At 61.5% G+C, this 15592-nt stretch carries 14 protein-coding genes; 6 read left to right on the top strand and 8 right to left on the bottom strand.

Features of this window, described 5'->3' with window-relative positions:
* Nucleotides 1-123 precede the first annotated feature (123 nt).
* Both ppk1 and hemB read right to left on the bottom strand, forming a co-directional pair.
* Complete coding sequence (ppk1, locus tag ACM530_RS11070) at nucleotides 124-2346, bottom strand: polyphosphate kinase 1 (RefSeq protein ID WP_106575798.1); 2223 nt, start codon at nucleotides 2344-2346, stop codon at nucleotides 124-126.
* Between the two features lie 18 nt (nucleotides 2347-2364).
* Nucleotides 2365-3378, bottom strand: a complete 1014-nt coding sequence (gene hemB, locus ACM530_RS11065; RefSeq protein WP_416364768.1) for a porphobilinogen synthase — start codon at nucleotides 3376-3378, stop codon at nucleotides 2365-2367.
* Between the two features lie 208 nt (nucleotides 3379-3586).
* Here hemB and ACM530_RS11060 point away from each other — a divergent pair, with 208 nt between their 5' ends.
* Nucleotides 3587-4234 (top strand): DedA family protein, encoded by a 648-nt coding sequence (locus tag ACM530_RS11060; protein WP_416365087.1) that lies wholly within the window; start codon nucleotides 3587-3589, stop codon nucleotides 4232-4234.
* Here the strand turns inward: ACM530_RS11060 and ACM530_RS11055 are convergent.
* Entirely contained in the window at nucleotides 4215-5450 is a 1236-nt protein-coding gene (locus ACM530_RS11055; protein WP_404485872.1) for a sterol desaturase family protein, read from the bottom strand. The two genes, ACM530_RS11060 and ACM530_RS11055, sit on opposite strands and share 20 nt — an antisense overlap.
* A gap of 116 nt (nucleotides 5451-5566) precedes the next feature.
* Between ACM530_RS11055 and elbB the strand changes: the two genes are divergently transcribed.
* On the top strand, nucleotides 5567-6232 hold the full coding sequence (elbB, locus tag ACM530_RS11050; protein ID WP_145158018.1) for an isoprenoid biosynthesis glyoxalase ElbB: 666 nt from the start codon (nucleotides 5567-5569) through the stop codon (nucleotides 6230-6232).
* A gap of 227 nt (nucleotides 6233-6459) precedes the next feature.
* Here elbB and ACM530_RS11045 read toward each other — a convergent pair whose 3' ends face one another.
* Both ACM530_RS11045 and ACM530_RS11040 read right to left on the bottom strand, forming a co-directional pair.
* Nucleotides 6460-6915 (bottom strand): YaiI/YqxD family protein, encoded by a 456-nt coding sequence (locus ACM530_RS11045; RefSeq protein WP_416364767.1) that lies wholly within the window; start codon nucleotides 6913-6915, stop codon nucleotides 6460-6462.
* 2 nt (nucleotides 6916-6917) lie between these two features.
* Nucleotides 6918-8813: an FTR1 family protein gene (locus ACM530_RS11040; protein ID WP_416364766.1), complete on the bottom strand. Its 1896-nt coding sequence runs from the start codon at nucleotides 8811-8813 to the stop codon at nucleotides 6918-6920.
* A 256-nt stretch (nucleotides 8814-9069) separates the two neighbouring features.
* On the opposite strand from ACM530_RS11040, the gene ACM530_RS11035 reads away from it, so the two are divergent.
* Genes ACM530_RS11035 through ACM530_RS11020 form a run of 4 tightly spaced genes read left to right on the top strand, consistent with a single transcriptional unit; the run spans nucleotide 9070 to nucleotide 12213 of the window.
* The gene (locus ACM530_RS11035) at nucleotides 9070-10464 is read left to right on the top strand and encodes a COG3014 family protein (protein WP_242199652.1); all 1395 of its coding nucleotides are present in this window, start codon (nucleotides 9070-9072) and stop codon (nucleotides 10462-10464) included.
* A gap of 10 nt (nucleotides 10465-10474) precedes the next feature.
* The gene (locus ACM530_RS11030) at nucleotides 10475-10846 is read left to right on the top strand and encodes a YcfL family protein (RefSeq protein ID WP_106575804.1); all 372 of its coding nucleotides are present in this window, start codon (nucleotides 10475-10477) and stop codon (nucleotides 10844-10846) included.
* A gap of 35 nt (nucleotides 10847-10881) precedes the next feature.
* Nucleotides 10882-11469: a penicillin-binding protein activator LpoB gene (gene lpoB, locus ACM530_RS11025; protein ID WP_106575805.1), complete on the top strand. Its 588-nt coding sequence runs from the start codon at nucleotides 10882-10884 to the stop codon at nucleotides 11467-11469.
* 3 nt (nucleotides 11470-11472) lie between these two features.
* Nucleotides 11473-12213: a penicillin-binding protein activator LpoB gene (locus tag ACM530_RS11020; RefSeq protein ID WP_416364765.1), complete on the top strand. Its 741-nt coding sequence runs from the start codon at nucleotides 11473-11475 to the stop codon at nucleotides 12211-12213.
* A 140-nt stretch (nucleotides 12214-12353) separates the two neighbouring features.
* On the opposite strand, the gene ACM530_RS11015 is transcribed toward ACM530_RS11020, so the two are convergent.
* From ACM530_RS11015 to ACM530_RS11005, 3 genes are all read right to left on the bottom strand, one after another.
* Nucleotides 12354-12986 carry a LysE family transporter gene (locus tag ACM530_RS11015; protein WP_145158033.1) on the bottom strand — a complete coding sequence of 211 codons (633 nt, stop codon included), beginning with the start codon at nucleotides 12984-12986 and terminating at the stop codon, nucleotides 12354-12356.
* Nucleotides 12987-13075: 89 nt separating this feature from the next.
* A complete protein-coding gene (locus tag ACM530_RS11010; protein ID WP_145158036.1) occupies nucleotides 13076-13648 on the bottom strand; it encodes a mechanosensitive ion channel family protein in 573 nt (190 codons plus the stop codon).
* On the bottom strand, nucleotides 13648-15558 hold the full coding sequence (locus ACM530_RS11005) for an ATP-binding cassette domain-containing protein (protein ID WP_416364764.1): 1911 nt from the start codon (nucleotides 15556-15558) through the stop codon (nucleotides 13648-13650). Before ACM530_RS11005 ends, ACM530_RS11010 begins: the two co-directional genes overlap by 1 nt.
* Between the last annotated feature and the right edge of the window lie 34 nt (nucleotides 15559-15592).

Genomic DNA, 15592 nt, shown 5'->3' with positions numbered 1-15592 from the left:
ACTGCAAAAACACATGTGGGAGGGGGCTTGCCCCCGATGGCGGTGGACCAGTCAATGAATCTGTTGACTGACACTCCTTCATCGGGGGCAAGCCCCCTCCCACATTTTCAGAGCGCGTTGGCTTTAGTTCACCGCAAGAATCGGGCTACCCAGCTTCTCCAGCAACGTCGCCTGCGCACTGCGCGGGTTCTGGTTGCCGGTCGGCGTGTTGCGCACGTAGCGGCCGTCCGACTGCAGGCTCCAGCTGTGCGTGTTGTCAGTGAGGTAGCTTTCCAGCTCTTTCTTGACGCGCATGATCAGCTTCTTGCCTTCCACCGGGAAGCAGGTCTCTACACGCTTATCGAGGTTGCGCTCCATCCAGTCGGCACTGGAGAGGAACATCTGCTCTTCGCCGCCGTTGAGGAAGTAGAACACCCGCGTGTGCTCCAGGAAGCGGCCGATGATCGATCGCACGTGGATGTTATGCGAGACCCCGGCGATGCCCGGACGCAGGCAGCACATGCCACGCACCACCAAGTCGATGCGCACACCGGACTGGCTGGCCTTGTACAGCGCGCGGATGATCTTCGGATCGGTCAGCGAGTTGAACTTGGCGATGATGTGCGCCGGTTTGCCGTCGAGGGCGAACTGGGTCTCGCGGGCAATCATGTCGAGCATGCCCTTTTTGAGCGTGAACGGCGCGTGCAGCAGCTTCTTCATGCGCAAGGTCTTGCCCATGCCGATCAGCTGGCTGAACAACTTGCCGACGTCTTCACACAAGGCGTCGTCGGAGGTCAGCAGGCTGTAGTCGGTGTAGAGCTTGGCGTTGCCGGCGTGGTAGTTGCCAGTGCCCAAGTGCGCGTAACGCACGATCTCGCCGGCTTCGCGGCGCAGGATCAGCATCATCTTGGCGTGGGTCTTGAAACCGACCACGCCGTAGATCACCACCGCACCGGCCGCTTGCAGACGGCTGGCCAGTTGCAGGTTGGACTCTTCGTCGAAGCGCGCACGCAACTCGATCACCGCGGTGACTTCCTTGCCGTTTCGCGCGGCGTCTACCAGTGCGTCGACGATTTCCGAGTTGGCGCCGGAGCGGTACAGCGTCTGGCGCACAGCCAGAACATGCGGGTCCTTGGCGGCCTGGCGCAGCAGGTCGACCACCGGGGTGAAGGACTCGAACGGGTGCAGCAGCAGAATGTCCTGCTTGCTCACCACGCTGAAGATGTTCTCGCTGTTTTGCAGCAGTTTCGGGATCTGCGGAGTGAACGGCGTGTATTGCAGCTCCGGGTGGCTGTCCAGGCCGGTGATGCTGAACAGGCGCGTCAGGTTCACCGGGCCATTGACCTGGTACAACTCGGACTCGGCCAGGTTGAACTGCTTGAGCAGGTAGTCCGACAGGTGTTTAGGGCAAGTGTCGGCCACTTCCAGGCGCACCGCGTCGCCGTAGCGGCGCGAGAACAGCTCACCGCGCAGGGCGCGGGCCAAGTCTTCGACGTCTTCGGAATCCAGCGCCAGGTCGGCGTTACGGGTCAGGCGGAACTGGTAGCAGCCCTTTACCTTCATGCCCTGGAACAGGTCATCGGCGTGCGCGTGGATCATCGACGACAGGAATACATAGTTGTCGCCAGCGCCCCCCACCTCTTCCGGTACCTTGATGATTCGTGGCAACAGACGCGGCGCCGGGATGATCGCCAGGCCTGAATCGCGGCCGAAGGCGTCGATGCCTTCCAGTTCGACGATGAAGTTCAGGCTCTTGTTCACCAGCAGCGGGAACGGGTGCGTCGGGTCCAGACCAATCGGGGTGATGATCGGTGAAATCTCGTCACGGAAGTAACGGCGCACCCAGGTCTTGATCTTGGTGGTCCAGTGCCGGCGACGGATGAAGCGGACCTGATGTTTTTCCAGCTCCGGCAGCAGGATGTCGTTGAGGATCGCGTATTGGCGGTCGACATGGCCGTGCACCAGCTCGCTGATGCGCGCCAGGGCCTGGTGCGGCTGCAGGCCGTCGGCACCGGCTTGTTCGCGGGCGAAGGTGATTTGTTTCTTGAGGCCGGCGACGCGGATCTCGAAGAACTCGTCCAGGTTGCTGGAGAAAATCAGCAGGAATTTCAGCCGCTCCAACAGCGGGTAGGACTCATCCAGCGCCTGCTCGAGTACGCGGATGTTGAATTGCAGTTGTGACAACTCGCGGTGGATGTACAGGCTGCTGTCATCCAGGTTGGTGACCGCGACCACCGGGGCCGGCGCGGGCGCTTCGGCCACCACGGCAGGCGGTGCGGGCTCCAGCTCCGGCGGGGTTTCGGTGACTTGTTCCACCACCGGGTGAGCGTCTTTTACGGCAACTTCTGAGAGTCCTTCGGTATTCATTGAGTGTTCCTGTGAGGGCTATTGTTGCTCTCTAAGCAATTGGGCGGCGCGGGCGGCGAAGTAGGTCAGAATGCCATCAGCGCCGGCACGTTTAAAGGCAGTCAGGGATTCGAGGATCACCGCTTCACTCAACCAACCATTCTGGATCGCGGCCATGTGCATCGCGTATTCACCGCTGACCTGATAGACAAAGGTCGGCACCTTGAATTCCTCTTTGACCCGATAAAGGATGTCCAGGTAGGGCATCCCTGGCTTGACCATCACCATGTCGGCACCTTCAGCCAGATCCGCCGCCACTTCGTGCAGGGCTTCCTGGCTGTTGGCCGGGTCCATCTGGTACGAGGCCTTGTTGGCCTTGCCCAGGTTCAGTGCCGAGCCCACCGCATCGCGGAAAGGCCCGTAATAGGCGCTGGCGTACTTGGCCGAGTAGGCCATGATCCGCACATTGACGTGGCCGGCCAGTTCCAGGGCTTCGCGAATCGCCTGGATGCGACCGTCCATCATGTCCGACGGCGCGACGACCTGGGCGCCAGCGGCTGCGTGGGACAGCGCCTGTTTGACCAGCGCATCGACGGTAATGTCGTTTTGAACATAGCCGTCTTCGTCAAGAATGCCATCCTGGCCGTGGGTGGTGAACGGGTCCAGCGCCACGTCGGTGATCACACCCAGCTGCGGGAAACGCTCGCGCAGCGCGCGGGTAGCACGCTGGGCAATACCTTGCGGGTTCCAGGCTTCGCTAGCGTCAAGCGACTTGAGTTCAGAGGGCGTCACTGGAAACAGCGCCAGCGCCGGAATCCCGAGTTCCACCCAGTTCGCCGCTTCGATCAGCAGCTGATCAATGGTCAAGCGCTCCACACCCGGCATCGATGCCACTGCTTCCCGACGGTTTTCACCGTCCAGCACAAACACCGGCAAGATCAGATCGTTCGTCGTCAGCACGTTTTCACGCACCAAACGGCGAGAAAAATCATCACGGCGATTGCGGCGCAGGCGGGTAGCAGGGAACAGGCGATTGGCAGGGGTAAAGCTCACGACAGACTCCTGAGCCCGTGTTTACGGGCGAGCGTTGCAGTTATAAGCGGCCATTATGACGAAGGAATGACAGTTGTGCTTATCGATGCGACCTGCAGTCGCATTCGTCGCATATGTAGGAATTGTTCACTTCGTGACACATCTCGATACTTTCATGAATGTCCACGAAGGCGTAGGCTGCGCGTTCATTTCGCCAGCACCCCAGACCATGCTTCAACAATTTCTGCATGACTTCGGCTACTTTGCGCTCTTCCTGGGCACGTTCTTCGAAGGCGAAACCATTCTGGTTCTCGCAGGCTTCCTGGCGTTCCGTGGATACATGGATATCAACCTGGTGGTGGTCGTTGCCTTCTTTGGCAGCTATGCCGGTGACCAGCTGTGGTACTTCCTGGGGCGCAAGCATGGCCGCAAACTGTTGGCGCGCAAGCCGCGCTGGCAATTGATGGGCGACAAAGCGCTGGAACATATCCGCAAGCATCCGGATATCTGGGTGTTGAGCTTTCGGTTCGTCTACGGGCTGCGCACCGTGATGCCGGTGGCGATTGGCTTGTCCGGTTACCCGCCTTTGCGTTACTTGCTGCTCAACGGCATTGGCGCTGCGGTGTGGGCGGCGGCGCTGGGCGCTGCGGCTTATCATTTTGGCGCGGTGCTGGAAGACATGCTCGGCAGCATCAAGAAATATGAGCTGTGGGTGTTGGGCGCACTGCTGTTGCTGGGCTTGGGCCTGTGGCTGCGTCGCCGCTTCAAGAACGCGCGCATTGCCCGCCAGGCCTGCGAAGATGCCAAGGCCCGGCTGGCCGCAGAGCGACTTGCCGAGCCCACCAAGGTCGACGCGCCTAAGACGCCAATCGAGTAAGCCGGTTTCTGCAGCAGTAGAGACCGATCACGCTGAGCAAGCTGTAACTCACCAGGCCCAGCCAGCCCAAATTGCTGGCCGGCCACAGCCCGACCAGCGGTGCCAGCCATACCAACGGTACATTCAGCCCCAGGCGCACCAGCTCAGCCTTCAGGGCCCAGGGGCGATTCTCCAACGCCACGCCCAGCGTGAACAACCCTAACGCCATCGCGCTCCAGCCCAGGATCAACGCCGCCGTGGGCAGCCCTTCGCCTGCATTCATCAGATAGCTGCCAAACCCCACATATGCCGCAAATTGCAGGGCAACGTAGACCTGCTGGCGTGCGTCCAGCGGCACTTCGAATTTGCGGAACTGGCTCAAGTCGGGCTTGGCCAGCGGGTACTTGGCCTTCACGTCCGCCGGGCGCCAGCCGGTGCGCATGAACCAGATGCGCAGCTTGTCCCACCCGCGCTCGGTACGCCGCGCATCACTCCACAACTGTGCATAAAACTGCAGGTTGGCCCACAGCGGGTTCCAACTGGCCAAGGGCGTGGTCACGCCAAAGATCACCGGTTCGTTGTCGTCTTCTTCCTGGAAGCTGCCGAACAGCCGGTCCCAAATAATGAACACGCCGCCATAGTTGCGATCCATGTAAAGAGCGTTCTGTGCATGGTGAGCCCGATGATTGGACGGTGTGACGAAGAACCATTCGAACCAGCCAAGCTTGGGCACGTGACGGGTGTGCACCCAGAATTGATACAGAAGATTGAGCGAGGCCACGCTGATAAACACCACCAGCGGCACGCCCACCACGGCCAGGGGCAGGTAGAAAATCCAGCTCAGCAAGAAGCCGGTGCTGGTCTGGCGCAAGGCGGTGGTGAGGTTGTAGTCCTCACTCTGGTGATGCACCGAGTGCGCGGCCCACAGGATGTTGCGCTCATGGCCGCAGCGATGCAGCCAGTAGTAGCAGAAGTCGTAGAACACAAAGGCGAACACCCAGGTCCACACACTCTGGGCCGAGAGCTCGACCAACGCCAGGTGCTTGAGGGCGAAGGCGTAAGTCAGCAGCCCGACCCCCTTGGTCAGCAAGCCCGTGGTGGTGGACAGCACACCCGTGCTGAGGCTGTTGATGGCGTCGGCCACCCGATAGTTGCGCGCGCCGCGCCAACGGTCGGCCAGCAGTTCAACCACGATCAAGGCAATGAAAAACGGTACCGCGTAAGGCACGAAGTCCATGGGCTAGTCCGGTCTGTTTTTGTTAGATCAAGATTAGGTGTAGCGGCGCGAGATCCCATTGGCAACAGATGACAAATTAGTAGACATTTAACGCCATGAAATAGGGAGAAATACTCATGAGCAAAAAGATTGCAGTGATCCTTTCCGGCTGTGGCGTGTACGACGGCGCAGAGATCCACGAAAGCGTGATTACCTTGCTGCGCCTGGACCAGCGAGGCGCCCAGGTCCAATGTTTTGCGCCGGATATCGCGCAACATCACGTGATCAACCACCTCACCGGCGAAGAGATGCCCGAGTCGCGTAACGTGCTGGTGGAGTCGGCGCGGATTGCTCGGGGTGACGTGAAAGATATCCGTGAGGCCCGCGCCGAAGATTTCGATGCGCTGATCGTGCCCGGCGGGTTTGGCGCGGCGAAGAACCTGTCGAACTTTGCCGTGGAAGGTGCGGGTTGCAGCGTCAACCCGCAGGTGCTGGCGCTGGCGGAAGCCTTCGCCGAAGCGAGCAAGCCGGTGGGGCTGATCTGCATTTCGCCGGCACTGGCCGCGAAAATCTACGGCCCAGGCGTGACGTGCACCATCGGCAACGACGCCGACACCGCCGCTGCCCTCGACAAGATGGGCGCCACCCACCGCGACTGCACAGTGGAAGACATCGTCGAGGACACCCCGCGCAAACTGGTGAGCACCCCGGCCTACATGCTTGGCAAGAACATCAGTGAGGTGGCCTCAGGTATCAACAAACTCGTGGATCGGGTGCTGGAATTGACCCACGAAAATGATTGAGCGCGTCCCGAACACTTAAGGGTGGTTAGCCCACCGTTGTGGCAGGCAGGCTCTTCGTGGCGAGCAGGGCTTGTTGTGGCGAGCGGGCTTGCCCCGCGTTGGGCTGCGCAGCAGCCCCGATCCAGACAACGCGGTCAGTCAGTTAATCTGCGGCGTGAAGTTTTGGGGCGGCTTCGCCCCCCAACGCGGGGCAAGCCCGCTCGCCACAAGAACACTGCTCGCCAACGTCAGGCCTCGCGCATCAACTTGGTCAATATCCTGTCCAGCGCATTGGCAAACGCCTGCTTATCCTTTTCCCCATGGGGCGGCGGGCCTCCGCCCATCTGGCCCTGCTCGCGCAGATCCGTGAAAAGGTTACGCACCGCCAGCCGTTCGCTCATGTTGGCCGGGCTGAATTCCTTGCCGCGAGGGTCAAGGGCCGTGACGCCCTTCTTCACCAGCCGGTCGGCCAAGGGCACATCGCTGCAAATCACCAGCTCACCGGACACGGCGTGCTCCACCAGGTAGTCATCCGCCGCATCCGGGCCGCTGGGCACCACGATCAACTTCACACAAGCAAAGCTCGGTTTGATCTGGCTTTGCCCCGCCACCAATACCACCTCGAAGTGGCGCTTGAGGGCGAATTTCACCACCTGGTCCTTGGCCGCCCGTGGGCAAGCATCCGCATCGATCCACACGCGCATGGTCAGGCTGCCACGCGGCGTTTTTCTGCCAGGCGGCTGCGGCCGTACAGCACCACAATCGCCAGGATCGCCACGGCCTGCGCACTCAACGAATACGCGTCGGCGTGGATGCCCAGCCAGTCGAAGTCAAAGAACGCCACCGGCCGTGTGCCAAAGATGCCGGCTTCCTGCAAGGCCTTCACGCCATGGCCGGCGAACACCACCGACAGCGCACACAGCAGCGCCGCGTTGATGCCGAAGAACAACGCCAAGGGCAGCTTCGCCGAGCCGCGCAGGATCACCCACGCCAGGCCCACCAGCAGCACCAGCGCCGTGGCGCCACCGGCCAGCACCGCGTTGTGCCCGGCGGGGCCGGCTTGCAGCCACAGGGTTTCGTAGAACAGGATCACTTCGAACAGCTCGCGGTACACCGAGAAGAACGCCAGCATGGCAAAGCCGAAGCGCCCGCCGCCGCCCACCAGGCTGCTCTTGATGTAATCCTGCCAGGCCGCCGCGTGGCGTCGGTCGTGCATCCACACGCCAAGCCACAGCACCATCACACTGGCGAACAGTGCCGTGCAGCCCTCAAGCAATTCGCGTTGGGCGCCGCTGACGTCAATCACATACGCCGCCAATGCCCACGTCGCCAGACCGGCCAACAGCGCCAGACCCCAACCGACGTTGACGCTGCGCACCGCCGATTGCTGGCCGGTGTTACGCAGGAAAGCCAAAATCGCCGCCAGCACCAGGATCGCTTCCAGACCTTCACGCAACAGAATCAGGAGGCCGGAGATGTAACTCAACGACCAGCTCAAGCCATCGCTGCCCAGCAAGCCGGCAGATTCAGTGAGTTTGCCCTTGGCCACGTCCAGACGCTGCTGAACCTGCTCGATCGGCAGGCCGTCCTGCAATGACTGCCGGTAGGCCATCAGGGCTTTCTCGGTGTCCTTGCGCACGTTGGCGTCGACGTTGTCCAGCGAGCTTTCCACCAGCTCAAACCCTTCCAGGTAGGCGGCTACCGACAAGTCGTAGGCCTGTTCGTGATCACCGTTGCGGAACGCGGCGAGGCTCTTGTCCAGCGTGGTCGCGGTGTAATCGAGCAACTGCGCCGGGCCACGCTTGACCTGTGGTGGCTGCGCACGTTGGGCGCGGAACGTCGCGGCGGCGGCCGGGCCGTTTGCGGCGAGCACTTCATTGGGGGTCTGGCGGGCCAGGTCGGCAAGGTTGAAGGGTTGTTCGCTGTTTGCCGCAGCCGGGTCAGCGGTGAAACCGGCGATGTAGGTCGCCAGGTCCCAGCGTTGACGGTCATCCAATTGGTCAGCGAAAGACGGCATGTCAGTGTCCTCGACGCCCAGACCGAGTGTGTTGTAGATCGCGTAAAGGCTCAGGCGGTCCAGGCGCGCGGCGTCGCGCAGGTTTGCGGGCGGCGGCATCATGCCCGTGCTGGCCGGGCCATCACCGGCGCCCGCAGTGCCGTGGCATACCGAGCAGTGTTGGGCATAAAGCGGTGCGCCGCGCGTGGGGTCTGGTGTGATCGCCGGAGCCTGGCTGACTTCGTACGCCACTGCCAACTTGGCACCTAATTGACGGGCCTGGTGGGCGACGGTCGCGCCCTCTTCACGCGCGGTCACCGCCGCCAGCAATTCGTTGACGCCCTTTATCAAATCGGCGCGTTCGGGCTTCTCGGGTAAATCCGCTACCAGGCCCTGCAATACACCAAGAAATTCCACCTGTTCGCGGTATTCGGATTCATCCACGACCTTGCCCGCGTCCACCGCTGGCGGGTAGTCGGCACCGATGTAATCGAGCAGATGCAAGGCTTGAGGCGCGCCCTCGGCAGTTGCCGCCAACAGATTAAAGCTGCACGACATCAGCGCCGGCAGCAGCAGCCAGGCGAGAAAACGGTAAAGGGCAGTCATGAATGAATCTCAAAGGGAAATGCGAAGTAACACATTGTTTAACGTTAAGGGGTTTGACTCAAGACGTCAGTGATAAGGCGATGGAAATATCGCCGTCGACATGATGGCAATCGCACAAAAAACGGAGCAAAAAGCCATTGTTTTGCCATTAATGGCGCTTATAATGCCGCGCCCTGTTATTGCGAAAGGGAATTTAATTCCTCGTTTTTATGAGGAATAGGCACATCGGCTGATTATTTTCAGGGAAGAAGTTTGTATGGCATTTCGCGCCTTAACCCCGCTCGCACTCGCGGCGGTGACCTTGCTGTCCGGTTGTTCGATGTTTCGCAGCTACGACACTGAGCTGCAAGCCACCAACCAACAGCTGGCCACCGGCAATGTCGACGGTGCCCTGACCCTGCTGGAAAAAAACAATACCGGCGACGACAAAGACCTGCTCTATTTCTTCGAAAAGGGCGAGCTGTTGCGCGCCAAGGGCGACCTCACCGGCAGCCAGACCGCCTGGCGCAGCGCCGACCTGCAGGTCTACAAGTGGGAAGAGTCAGTCAAATTCGACAGCGAAAAGTACCTCGCCCAGTTCGGCAGTTTCCTGGTCAACGACAAAGTGCGTCGCTACGAAGGTTATGACTACGAAAAAGTCATGCTCACCACCCAGATGGCCTTGAACCTGCTGGCCGTGAACGACTTCGACGGTGCCCGCACCGAGATCAAGAAGACCCACGAACGCGAAGCGGTGATCGCCGACCTGCGCGACAAGGAATACCTCAAGCGCGAAAACGAAGCCGAGCGCCAAGGCGTCACCACTCAGATCAAAGACTTGCGCGGCTACCCGGTGGAGGCACTGGACGCGCCGGAAGTGGTCGGCCTGAAAAACAGCTACCAGAGTGCGTTCAGCCATTACCTGGCAGGCTTTGTCTACGAAGCCCTCGGCGAAAAAGACCTGGCTGCGCCCGGCTACCGCAAGGCCGCCGAACTGCGCCCCAACACGCCGCTGCTGGAGCAGGCGTTGCTTGAGCTGGACAAGTCCAAGGTCGGCGCCGATGAAACCGACGTGCTGATCGTGGTCCAGAGCGGCCTGGCACCGGCACGTGATTCGATCCGCCTGCCATTGCCGATCCCGATCAATGGCAACCTGGTGATCACCCCGCTGTCGTTCCCGGTGATCAAGGCCGACAACTCCACCGCGACCTTTGCCCAGATCGGCGTGGACGGCAAGCAACAGAACCTCACCGCACTCAACAGCACCACGGCCATGTCGCGCCGCGCCCTGCGTGATGACATGCCGGGGATCATCCTGCGCACCACCGTGCGTGCGGTCAGCCGTGGCGTGGCGCAGAACAACCTGAACAAGACCAACCCCATGGCGGGCCTGGTGCTGGGCATCGCCTCGGCCGTGACCGAAGGCGCCGACACGCGCACCTGGCGCACGCTGCCGGACCTGACCCAAGTGACGCGACTGCGCCTCAAGCACGGCGACCACCAGGTCAGCCTGCCCAACGCCCTGGGCGGCACGCTGGTGACGGTCAAGGCCGACCAGCGCTATCAGGTGATCACCCTGCGCGTGGTCGGCAACCAGGTATTCGCCGGTGGCCTCGCGGCCCACGTGGTGCCGAGTGCTGCCAACCAGGCCATCGCCCTCAAACAACCTTAAGGAGCACGCTATGCGTCATTTCATTCTCGGCGCCCTGGCGCTGGTCCTGCTCGCTGGCTGCGCGACCCCGCCGCCGCCGGAGCCTGGCAGCGCCGCCAGCAAAATCGTGGTGATGGGCACGTTCAAAGGCATCGCCGTCGGTGCCATTCGTGTGGCCCGTGAAAATGGCTTTCTCACGGCCAAGGTGCAGCTGAGCAACATCACCAGCAGCAACCAGATGATGTATTACCGCTTTGCCTGGCTGGGCGCCGACGGTTTCCCGGTGGGCGATGAAGAAACCTGGAAAGTGCTGAACCTGTACGCCAACCAGGCCACGTTCTTGCCGGCCATCGCCAACCTGCCTCAGGCGGCGGACTTTCGTCTTGAAGTGAAAACGCCTTGAAGCCTTCACCTATCAGTTTTCAGAGAGATTTCCCCATGTTTGCACGCGTCTCGATTCTCGCCGTGGTTGCCCTGTTGGCCAGCGGTTGCTCCAACACCTCGCCGGTCCTTGGCGGCAAGAACATCAGCTACGGCGACTCTAAGGCCGTGGAATTGGTCACCAACGAGTTCGGCTCGACCGACCTGCAGATGATCGCCGAAAGCATGACCCGCTCCCTGGCCCAGTCCGGCATCTTGCAGGGCCGCCCGGTCGTGCAGGTGTATGACGTGAAGAACAAGACCAGCGAGTACATCGACACCCGTGAGATCACCACGTCGATCAAGACCCAGCTGATGAAGACCGGCACTGCGCGCTTCGCCAGCGACAACACCGATATGCAAAGCCAGGTTGACCAGCTCAAGCTGCAAAACCAGAGCGGCCTGTACAAAAAAGCCACCGTCAGCAAGACCGGCAATATGGTCGCCGCCAAGTACCGCCTGGAAGGCTCCATCAGCTCCATCGTCAAGCGCAGCTCGGACTACAAAGACGTCTTCTACAAATTCAGCCTTCAGCTGATCGACGTCGAGAGCGGCCTGGCCGAATGGATGGACGAGAAAGAAATCCGCAAAACCACGGAGCGCTGAGCAATGCGTGCATGGATCGGCATGATCGGCCTGCTGTGCGCCTTTGGCGCCTCGGCCGCCCCGAAGATCGCGGTGACTGACCTTGCCTACGAGGCGCGCGTCGAGGAGTACATCCACGCGGTCTCGGCCAGCAACAACTTCCAGGCCAGCGCCTATCAGGCCAGCGGTGCGTCGAGCTACAGCGAGTATGAGAGCCGCACCAGCTACATCGAACAGGCCGAGCTGCGTAAATTCAGCGGTGATATCAAGGGCGAAATTCTCAAGTCGCACCAGTTCCAACTGGTACAGGGCACGCCTTACACCGCCGACGCCAAGGGCGATGTGTATGACGTGATCAAGCGCATCAAGGCCGGCAACTTCAAGGGCGCCGACTACGTGCTGTTCGGCACCCTGTCAGACATCGACTTCACCCAGGACATCAACGCCCTGGACCACACCAACAGCTACTCGGCCGTGCTGGGCCTGACGCTGGTGGCGGATTTCAGCCTGATCAACACGCGCACCTTCGAGATCACCTCGGCGTTTACCGCGATGGGCGAAGGCCAGAACACCAAGCTGGTGAACAGCCGTGATGTGCGCGTGAGCCTGAACCGGCCACGAGTGGTAAGGGAGGTGTCGAAAGCCTTGGGTGAGGATGTGGCCAGGCAACTGGCAGAGCAGCTGGGCGGCGGGTATCAAGACCCCGGCAAGCCTGCGCTGCGCAACAACCTGCCCAGGGATGAAGCGCCGAAGATTCTGCGCTGAAGCTGCGGTTGCACACGCAACACAAAACAAATGTGGGAGCTGGCTTGCCAGCGATGCAGGCACCGCGGTGTATCAGTTACACCTTGGTGACGCTATCGCAGGCAAGCCAGCTCCGACATTTTTAGCCGGCTTTGTCAGCCTCAGGTCGTTGCGCGATGCAAGCTGGCCAGGAAACCCGCAGCCCCCACAAACAACCCGGCAAAGGTGCGGTTCATGCGTCTTTGCTGTCTAGGCGTGCGCAGCAGGCGCAAGACCTTCGACGCCAGCCCCGTATAGCCCGCCATCACGATCATATCGACGCTGATCATGGTCGCGCCCAGGATCAGGTACTGGATCAGCAGTGGCGCCTGCGGGTTCACGAACTGCGGCAGCACCGCCAGCATGAACACAAGAGCCTTGGGGTTACTGGCATTGACCAGGAAGCCACGGAACATCATCGCCAGCGGCTTGCCGATCGGGCGTATGGCCGAGTCTTCGCTCATGTCCATGGGCAGCGCGCGCCATTGCTTGACCGCGAGGTACACCAGGTACGCCACGCCAAACCATTTGATCGCATAAAACGCGTTCGAGGACGCCGCCAGAATGGCGCCCAGGCCGCCCGCGACCACGGCAATCTGCATCGCCAGGCCCAGTTGCAGGCCAATGGCATTCCAATAGCCGCGCAGGAAACCGTATTGCAGGCCGCTGGACATCGACGCGATGGCGCCAGCGCCGGGGGACAGGGAAATGATCCAGCTGGCCACAAAAAAGGCCAGCCATGTGTCGAGTGCCATTACACACCTCAGAGGGAGAGTTAGCGATTGAGCCTAAAACTAACTCCGCCGAGCAAAGGCTGGCTAGATATTTTTACAGGATGTAAATACTAGCGGTCGCCAGGGAACACATGGGTGCCTGGCCAACGCCGCACCGAGCGCTGGAAGAACAAGCTGTTAGGCACTTGCACCATCGCACTGTCGGTGCCGGCGTCCTGCACTTCGATCAGCGTGGTGTAGAGCAGGTTGATCGCCACGACCCGGCCTTTGACGCCGGGTTTGTCGACGGTATCCACCAACTCGACAATGTCACCCAGGCGGAACGGCCCGACGGTGAAAATCAAGATCGCGCACAGCAGGTTGGACAGCACCGACCACATGGCGAAAAACGCCACGGCGGCCACCGCGACAAACCCCGACAGCGCCGTCCACAGCACCGTGGCTGACACGCCGAGACGGCCCAGCACGAAGATCAACGCGCTGCCCATGATCAGCCAGCGCAGGCCGCCACGCAGGGGCATCAGCAGTTGTGGCGGGAACGGGTAACGCTCCCCCAGACGATTCAGGCCCTTGGCGACGAAGCGCTGGGCGAGGTAACCCGCCAGCAGGATCAGCAGGATTTGCACACCGATCCAGACCGGTTCGACCCACTGCGTCGGCAATGGCAATTGCAGCGCTTCCATCAGGACAGCGCCTCCAGCTCCGCTTGCAGGGTTTCCAGCAGTTCGAGGGCTTCCATCCAGGTTTCCTCCAACTGACCTTCACGCACCTTGAGTTTGGCTTGTTCGGCCAACAAGTCGCGCAACTCGTCCTTGCGCGCCGCCTCGTACACGGCGCTGTCGCCCAGGCTGGTTTCGATCTTGGCCAGGCGCTCGTGCACCTTGCCCAGCTCGGCTTCCAGCTTGTCGGCTTCGCGCTTGTGCGGCGCCAGCTGCTGACGCAGGGCGGCGGCGGCCTGGCGCTGGGCCTTCTTGTCGGTCTTGTCCGGGTTGACCGGCGTATTGCTGGCCGGCGCGTTGCGCAGACGGTAGTCCGTCAGCCAACGCGCGTAATCGTCCAGGTCGCCGTCGAACTCTTCGACTTTGCCGTCAGCCACCAGCAGGAAGTTGTCGGTGGTGCTCTTGAGCAAGTGGCGATCGTGAGACACCACCAGTACCGCACCACTGAATTCCTGCAAGGCCATGGTCAGCGCCAGGCGCATTTCCAGGTCCAGGTGGTTGGTCGGTTCGTCGAGCAGCAGCAGGTTTGGCCGGTCCCAGGCGATCAGGGCCAAGGCCAGGCGGGCTTTTTCGCCGCCGGAGAAATTCAACACAGGCTCATCGATGCGTGCGCCACGGAAGTCGAAGCCACCGAGAAAATCACGCAAGGTTTGCTCACGTTCGGTCGGCGCCAGACGCTGCAGGTGCAGCAACGGGCTGGCCTTGGAATCGAGGGAGTCCAGCTGATGCTGAGCGAAGTAGCCCACCACCAGGTTCTCGCCACGCGTCAGGCGGCCGGCCAGGGGTTGCAGTTCACCCGACAGGTTCTTGATCAGCGTCGACTTGCCTGCGCCGTTGGGGCCGAGCAAACCGATACGCGCGCCCGGCGTGAGCTGCAGCTTGACCTTCTCCAGAATGGTTTTGTCGCCATAACCCAGGCGTGCATCCGAGAGGTCCAACAACGGGCTGGAGATTTTCACCGACTCACGGAACACGAAATCGAACGGCGAATCGACGTGGGCCGCCGACAGCTCTTCCATGCGCTCCAATGCTTTGATCCGGCTCTGGGCCTGACGGGCCTTGGTGGCCTGGGCCTTGAACCGGGCGATGTAGCTTTCCATGTGCGCACGTTGCGCTTGCTGCTTCTCGAAGGCTTGCTGCTGCTGAGCCAGGCGTTCGGCGCGGGCGCGCTCGAATGCGGTGTAGCCGCCACGGTAGAGCGTGATTTTCTTCTGTTCGACGTGGGCGATATTGTCGACCACGGCGTCGAGGAAATCCCGGTCGTGGGAAATCAGCAGCAAGGTGCCCGGGTAGCTCTTGAGGAAATCTTCCAGCCACAGGATCGCATCGAGATCCAAGTGGTTGGTCGGTTCGTCGAGCAGCAGCAGGTCGGACGGGCACATCAGCGCCTGGGCCAGGTTCAGGCGCATGCGCCAGCCGCCGGAGAAGTCGGCGACCGGGCGGTCCATCTGTTCATTGGTAAAACCCAGGCCGGCCAGCATCTTGCGGGCGCGAGCGTCGGCGGTGTAGCCGTCGGCACTGTCGAGTTCCGAGTGCAGACGGGCCTGGGCGGCGCCGTCCTGGGCTTTCTCGGCCTCGGCCAGGTCGTGTTGCACCTGGCGCAGGCGCAGGTCGCCATCGAGCACGTAGTCGATCGCGATGCGGTCCAGGGTGTCGATCTCCTGACGCATATGGGCGATGCGCCAGTCGGCCGGCAGCAGGCAGTTCCCGGAATCCGGGGTCAGCTCACCGAGCAACAGGGCGAACAACGTGGATTTGCCGGCGCCGTTGGCACCGATCAGGCCGGCTTTGTGACCGGCGTGCAGGGTCAGCTCGGCGTCTTCAAGAAGACGTTGCGGGCCACGCTGTAATGTTAGACTTTGAAGTCGGATCATAATGGCGGCGGAGTCTACCAGCTTCGTTGGCCGC

The sequence above is a fragment of the Pseudomonas sp. NFX183 genome, from assembly GCF_047943075.1.
Taxonomy (GTDB): domain Bacteria; phylum Pseudomonadota; class Gammaproteobacteria; order Pseudomonadales; family Pseudomonadaceae; genus Aquipseudomonas.
Note: the sequence above shows the minus strand (reverse complement) of the source record. Positions and strands in the feature narration are given on the sequence as shown.

Coding starts and splice junctions, on each gene's coding strand:
- ppk1 (WP_106575798.1), bottom strand. CDS start 2,346: ATGAATACCGAAGGACTCTCAGAAGTTGCCGTAAAAGACGCTCACCCG.
- ACM530_RS11060 (WP_416365087.1), top strand. CDS start 3,587: ATGCTTCAACAATTTCTGCATGACTTCGGCTACTTTGCGCTCTTCCTG.
- ACM530_RS11055 (WP_404485872.1), bottom strand. CDS start 5,450: ATGGACTTCGTGCCTTACGCGGTACCGTTTTTCATTGCCTTGATCGTG.
- elbB (WP_145158018.1), top strand. CDS start 5,567: ATGAGCAAAAAGATTGCAGTGATCCTTTCCGGCTGTGGCGTGTACGAC.
- ACM530_RS11045 (WP_416364767.1), bottom strand. CDS start 6,915: ATGCGCGTGTGGATCGATGCGGATGCTTGCCCACGGGCGGCCAAGGAC.
- ACM530_RS11040 (WP_416364766.1), bottom strand. CDS start 8,813: ATGACTGCCCTTTACCGTTTTCTCGCCTGGCTGCTGCTGCCGGCGCTG.
- ACM530_RS11035 (WP_242199652.1), top strand. CDS start 9,070: ATGGCATTTCGCGCCTTAACCCCGCTCGCACTCGCGGCGGTGACCTTG.
- ACM530_RS11030 (WP_106575804.1), top strand. CDS start 10,475: ATGCGTCATTTCATTCTCGGCGCCCTGGCGCTGGTCCTGCTCGCTGGC.
- lpoB (WP_106575805.1), top strand. CDS start 10,882: ATGTTTGCACGCGTCTCGATTCTCGCCGTGGTTGCCCTGTTGGCCAGC.
- ACM530_RS11020 (WP_416364765.1), top strand. CDS start 11,473: ATGCGTGCATGGATCGGCATGATCGGCCTGCTGTGCGCCTTTGGCGCC.
- ACM530_RS11015 (WP_145158033.1), bottom strand. CDS start 12,986: ATGGCACTCGACACATGGCTGGCCTTTTTTGTGGCCAGCTGGATCATT.
- ACM530_RS11010 (WP_145158036.1), bottom strand. CDS start 13,648: ATGGAAGCGCTGCAATTGCCATTGCCGACGCAGTGGGTCGAACCGGTC.
- ACM530_RS11005 (WP_416364764.1), bottom strand. CDS start 15,558: ATGATCCGACTTCAAAGTCTAACATTACAGCGTGGCCCGCAACGTCTT.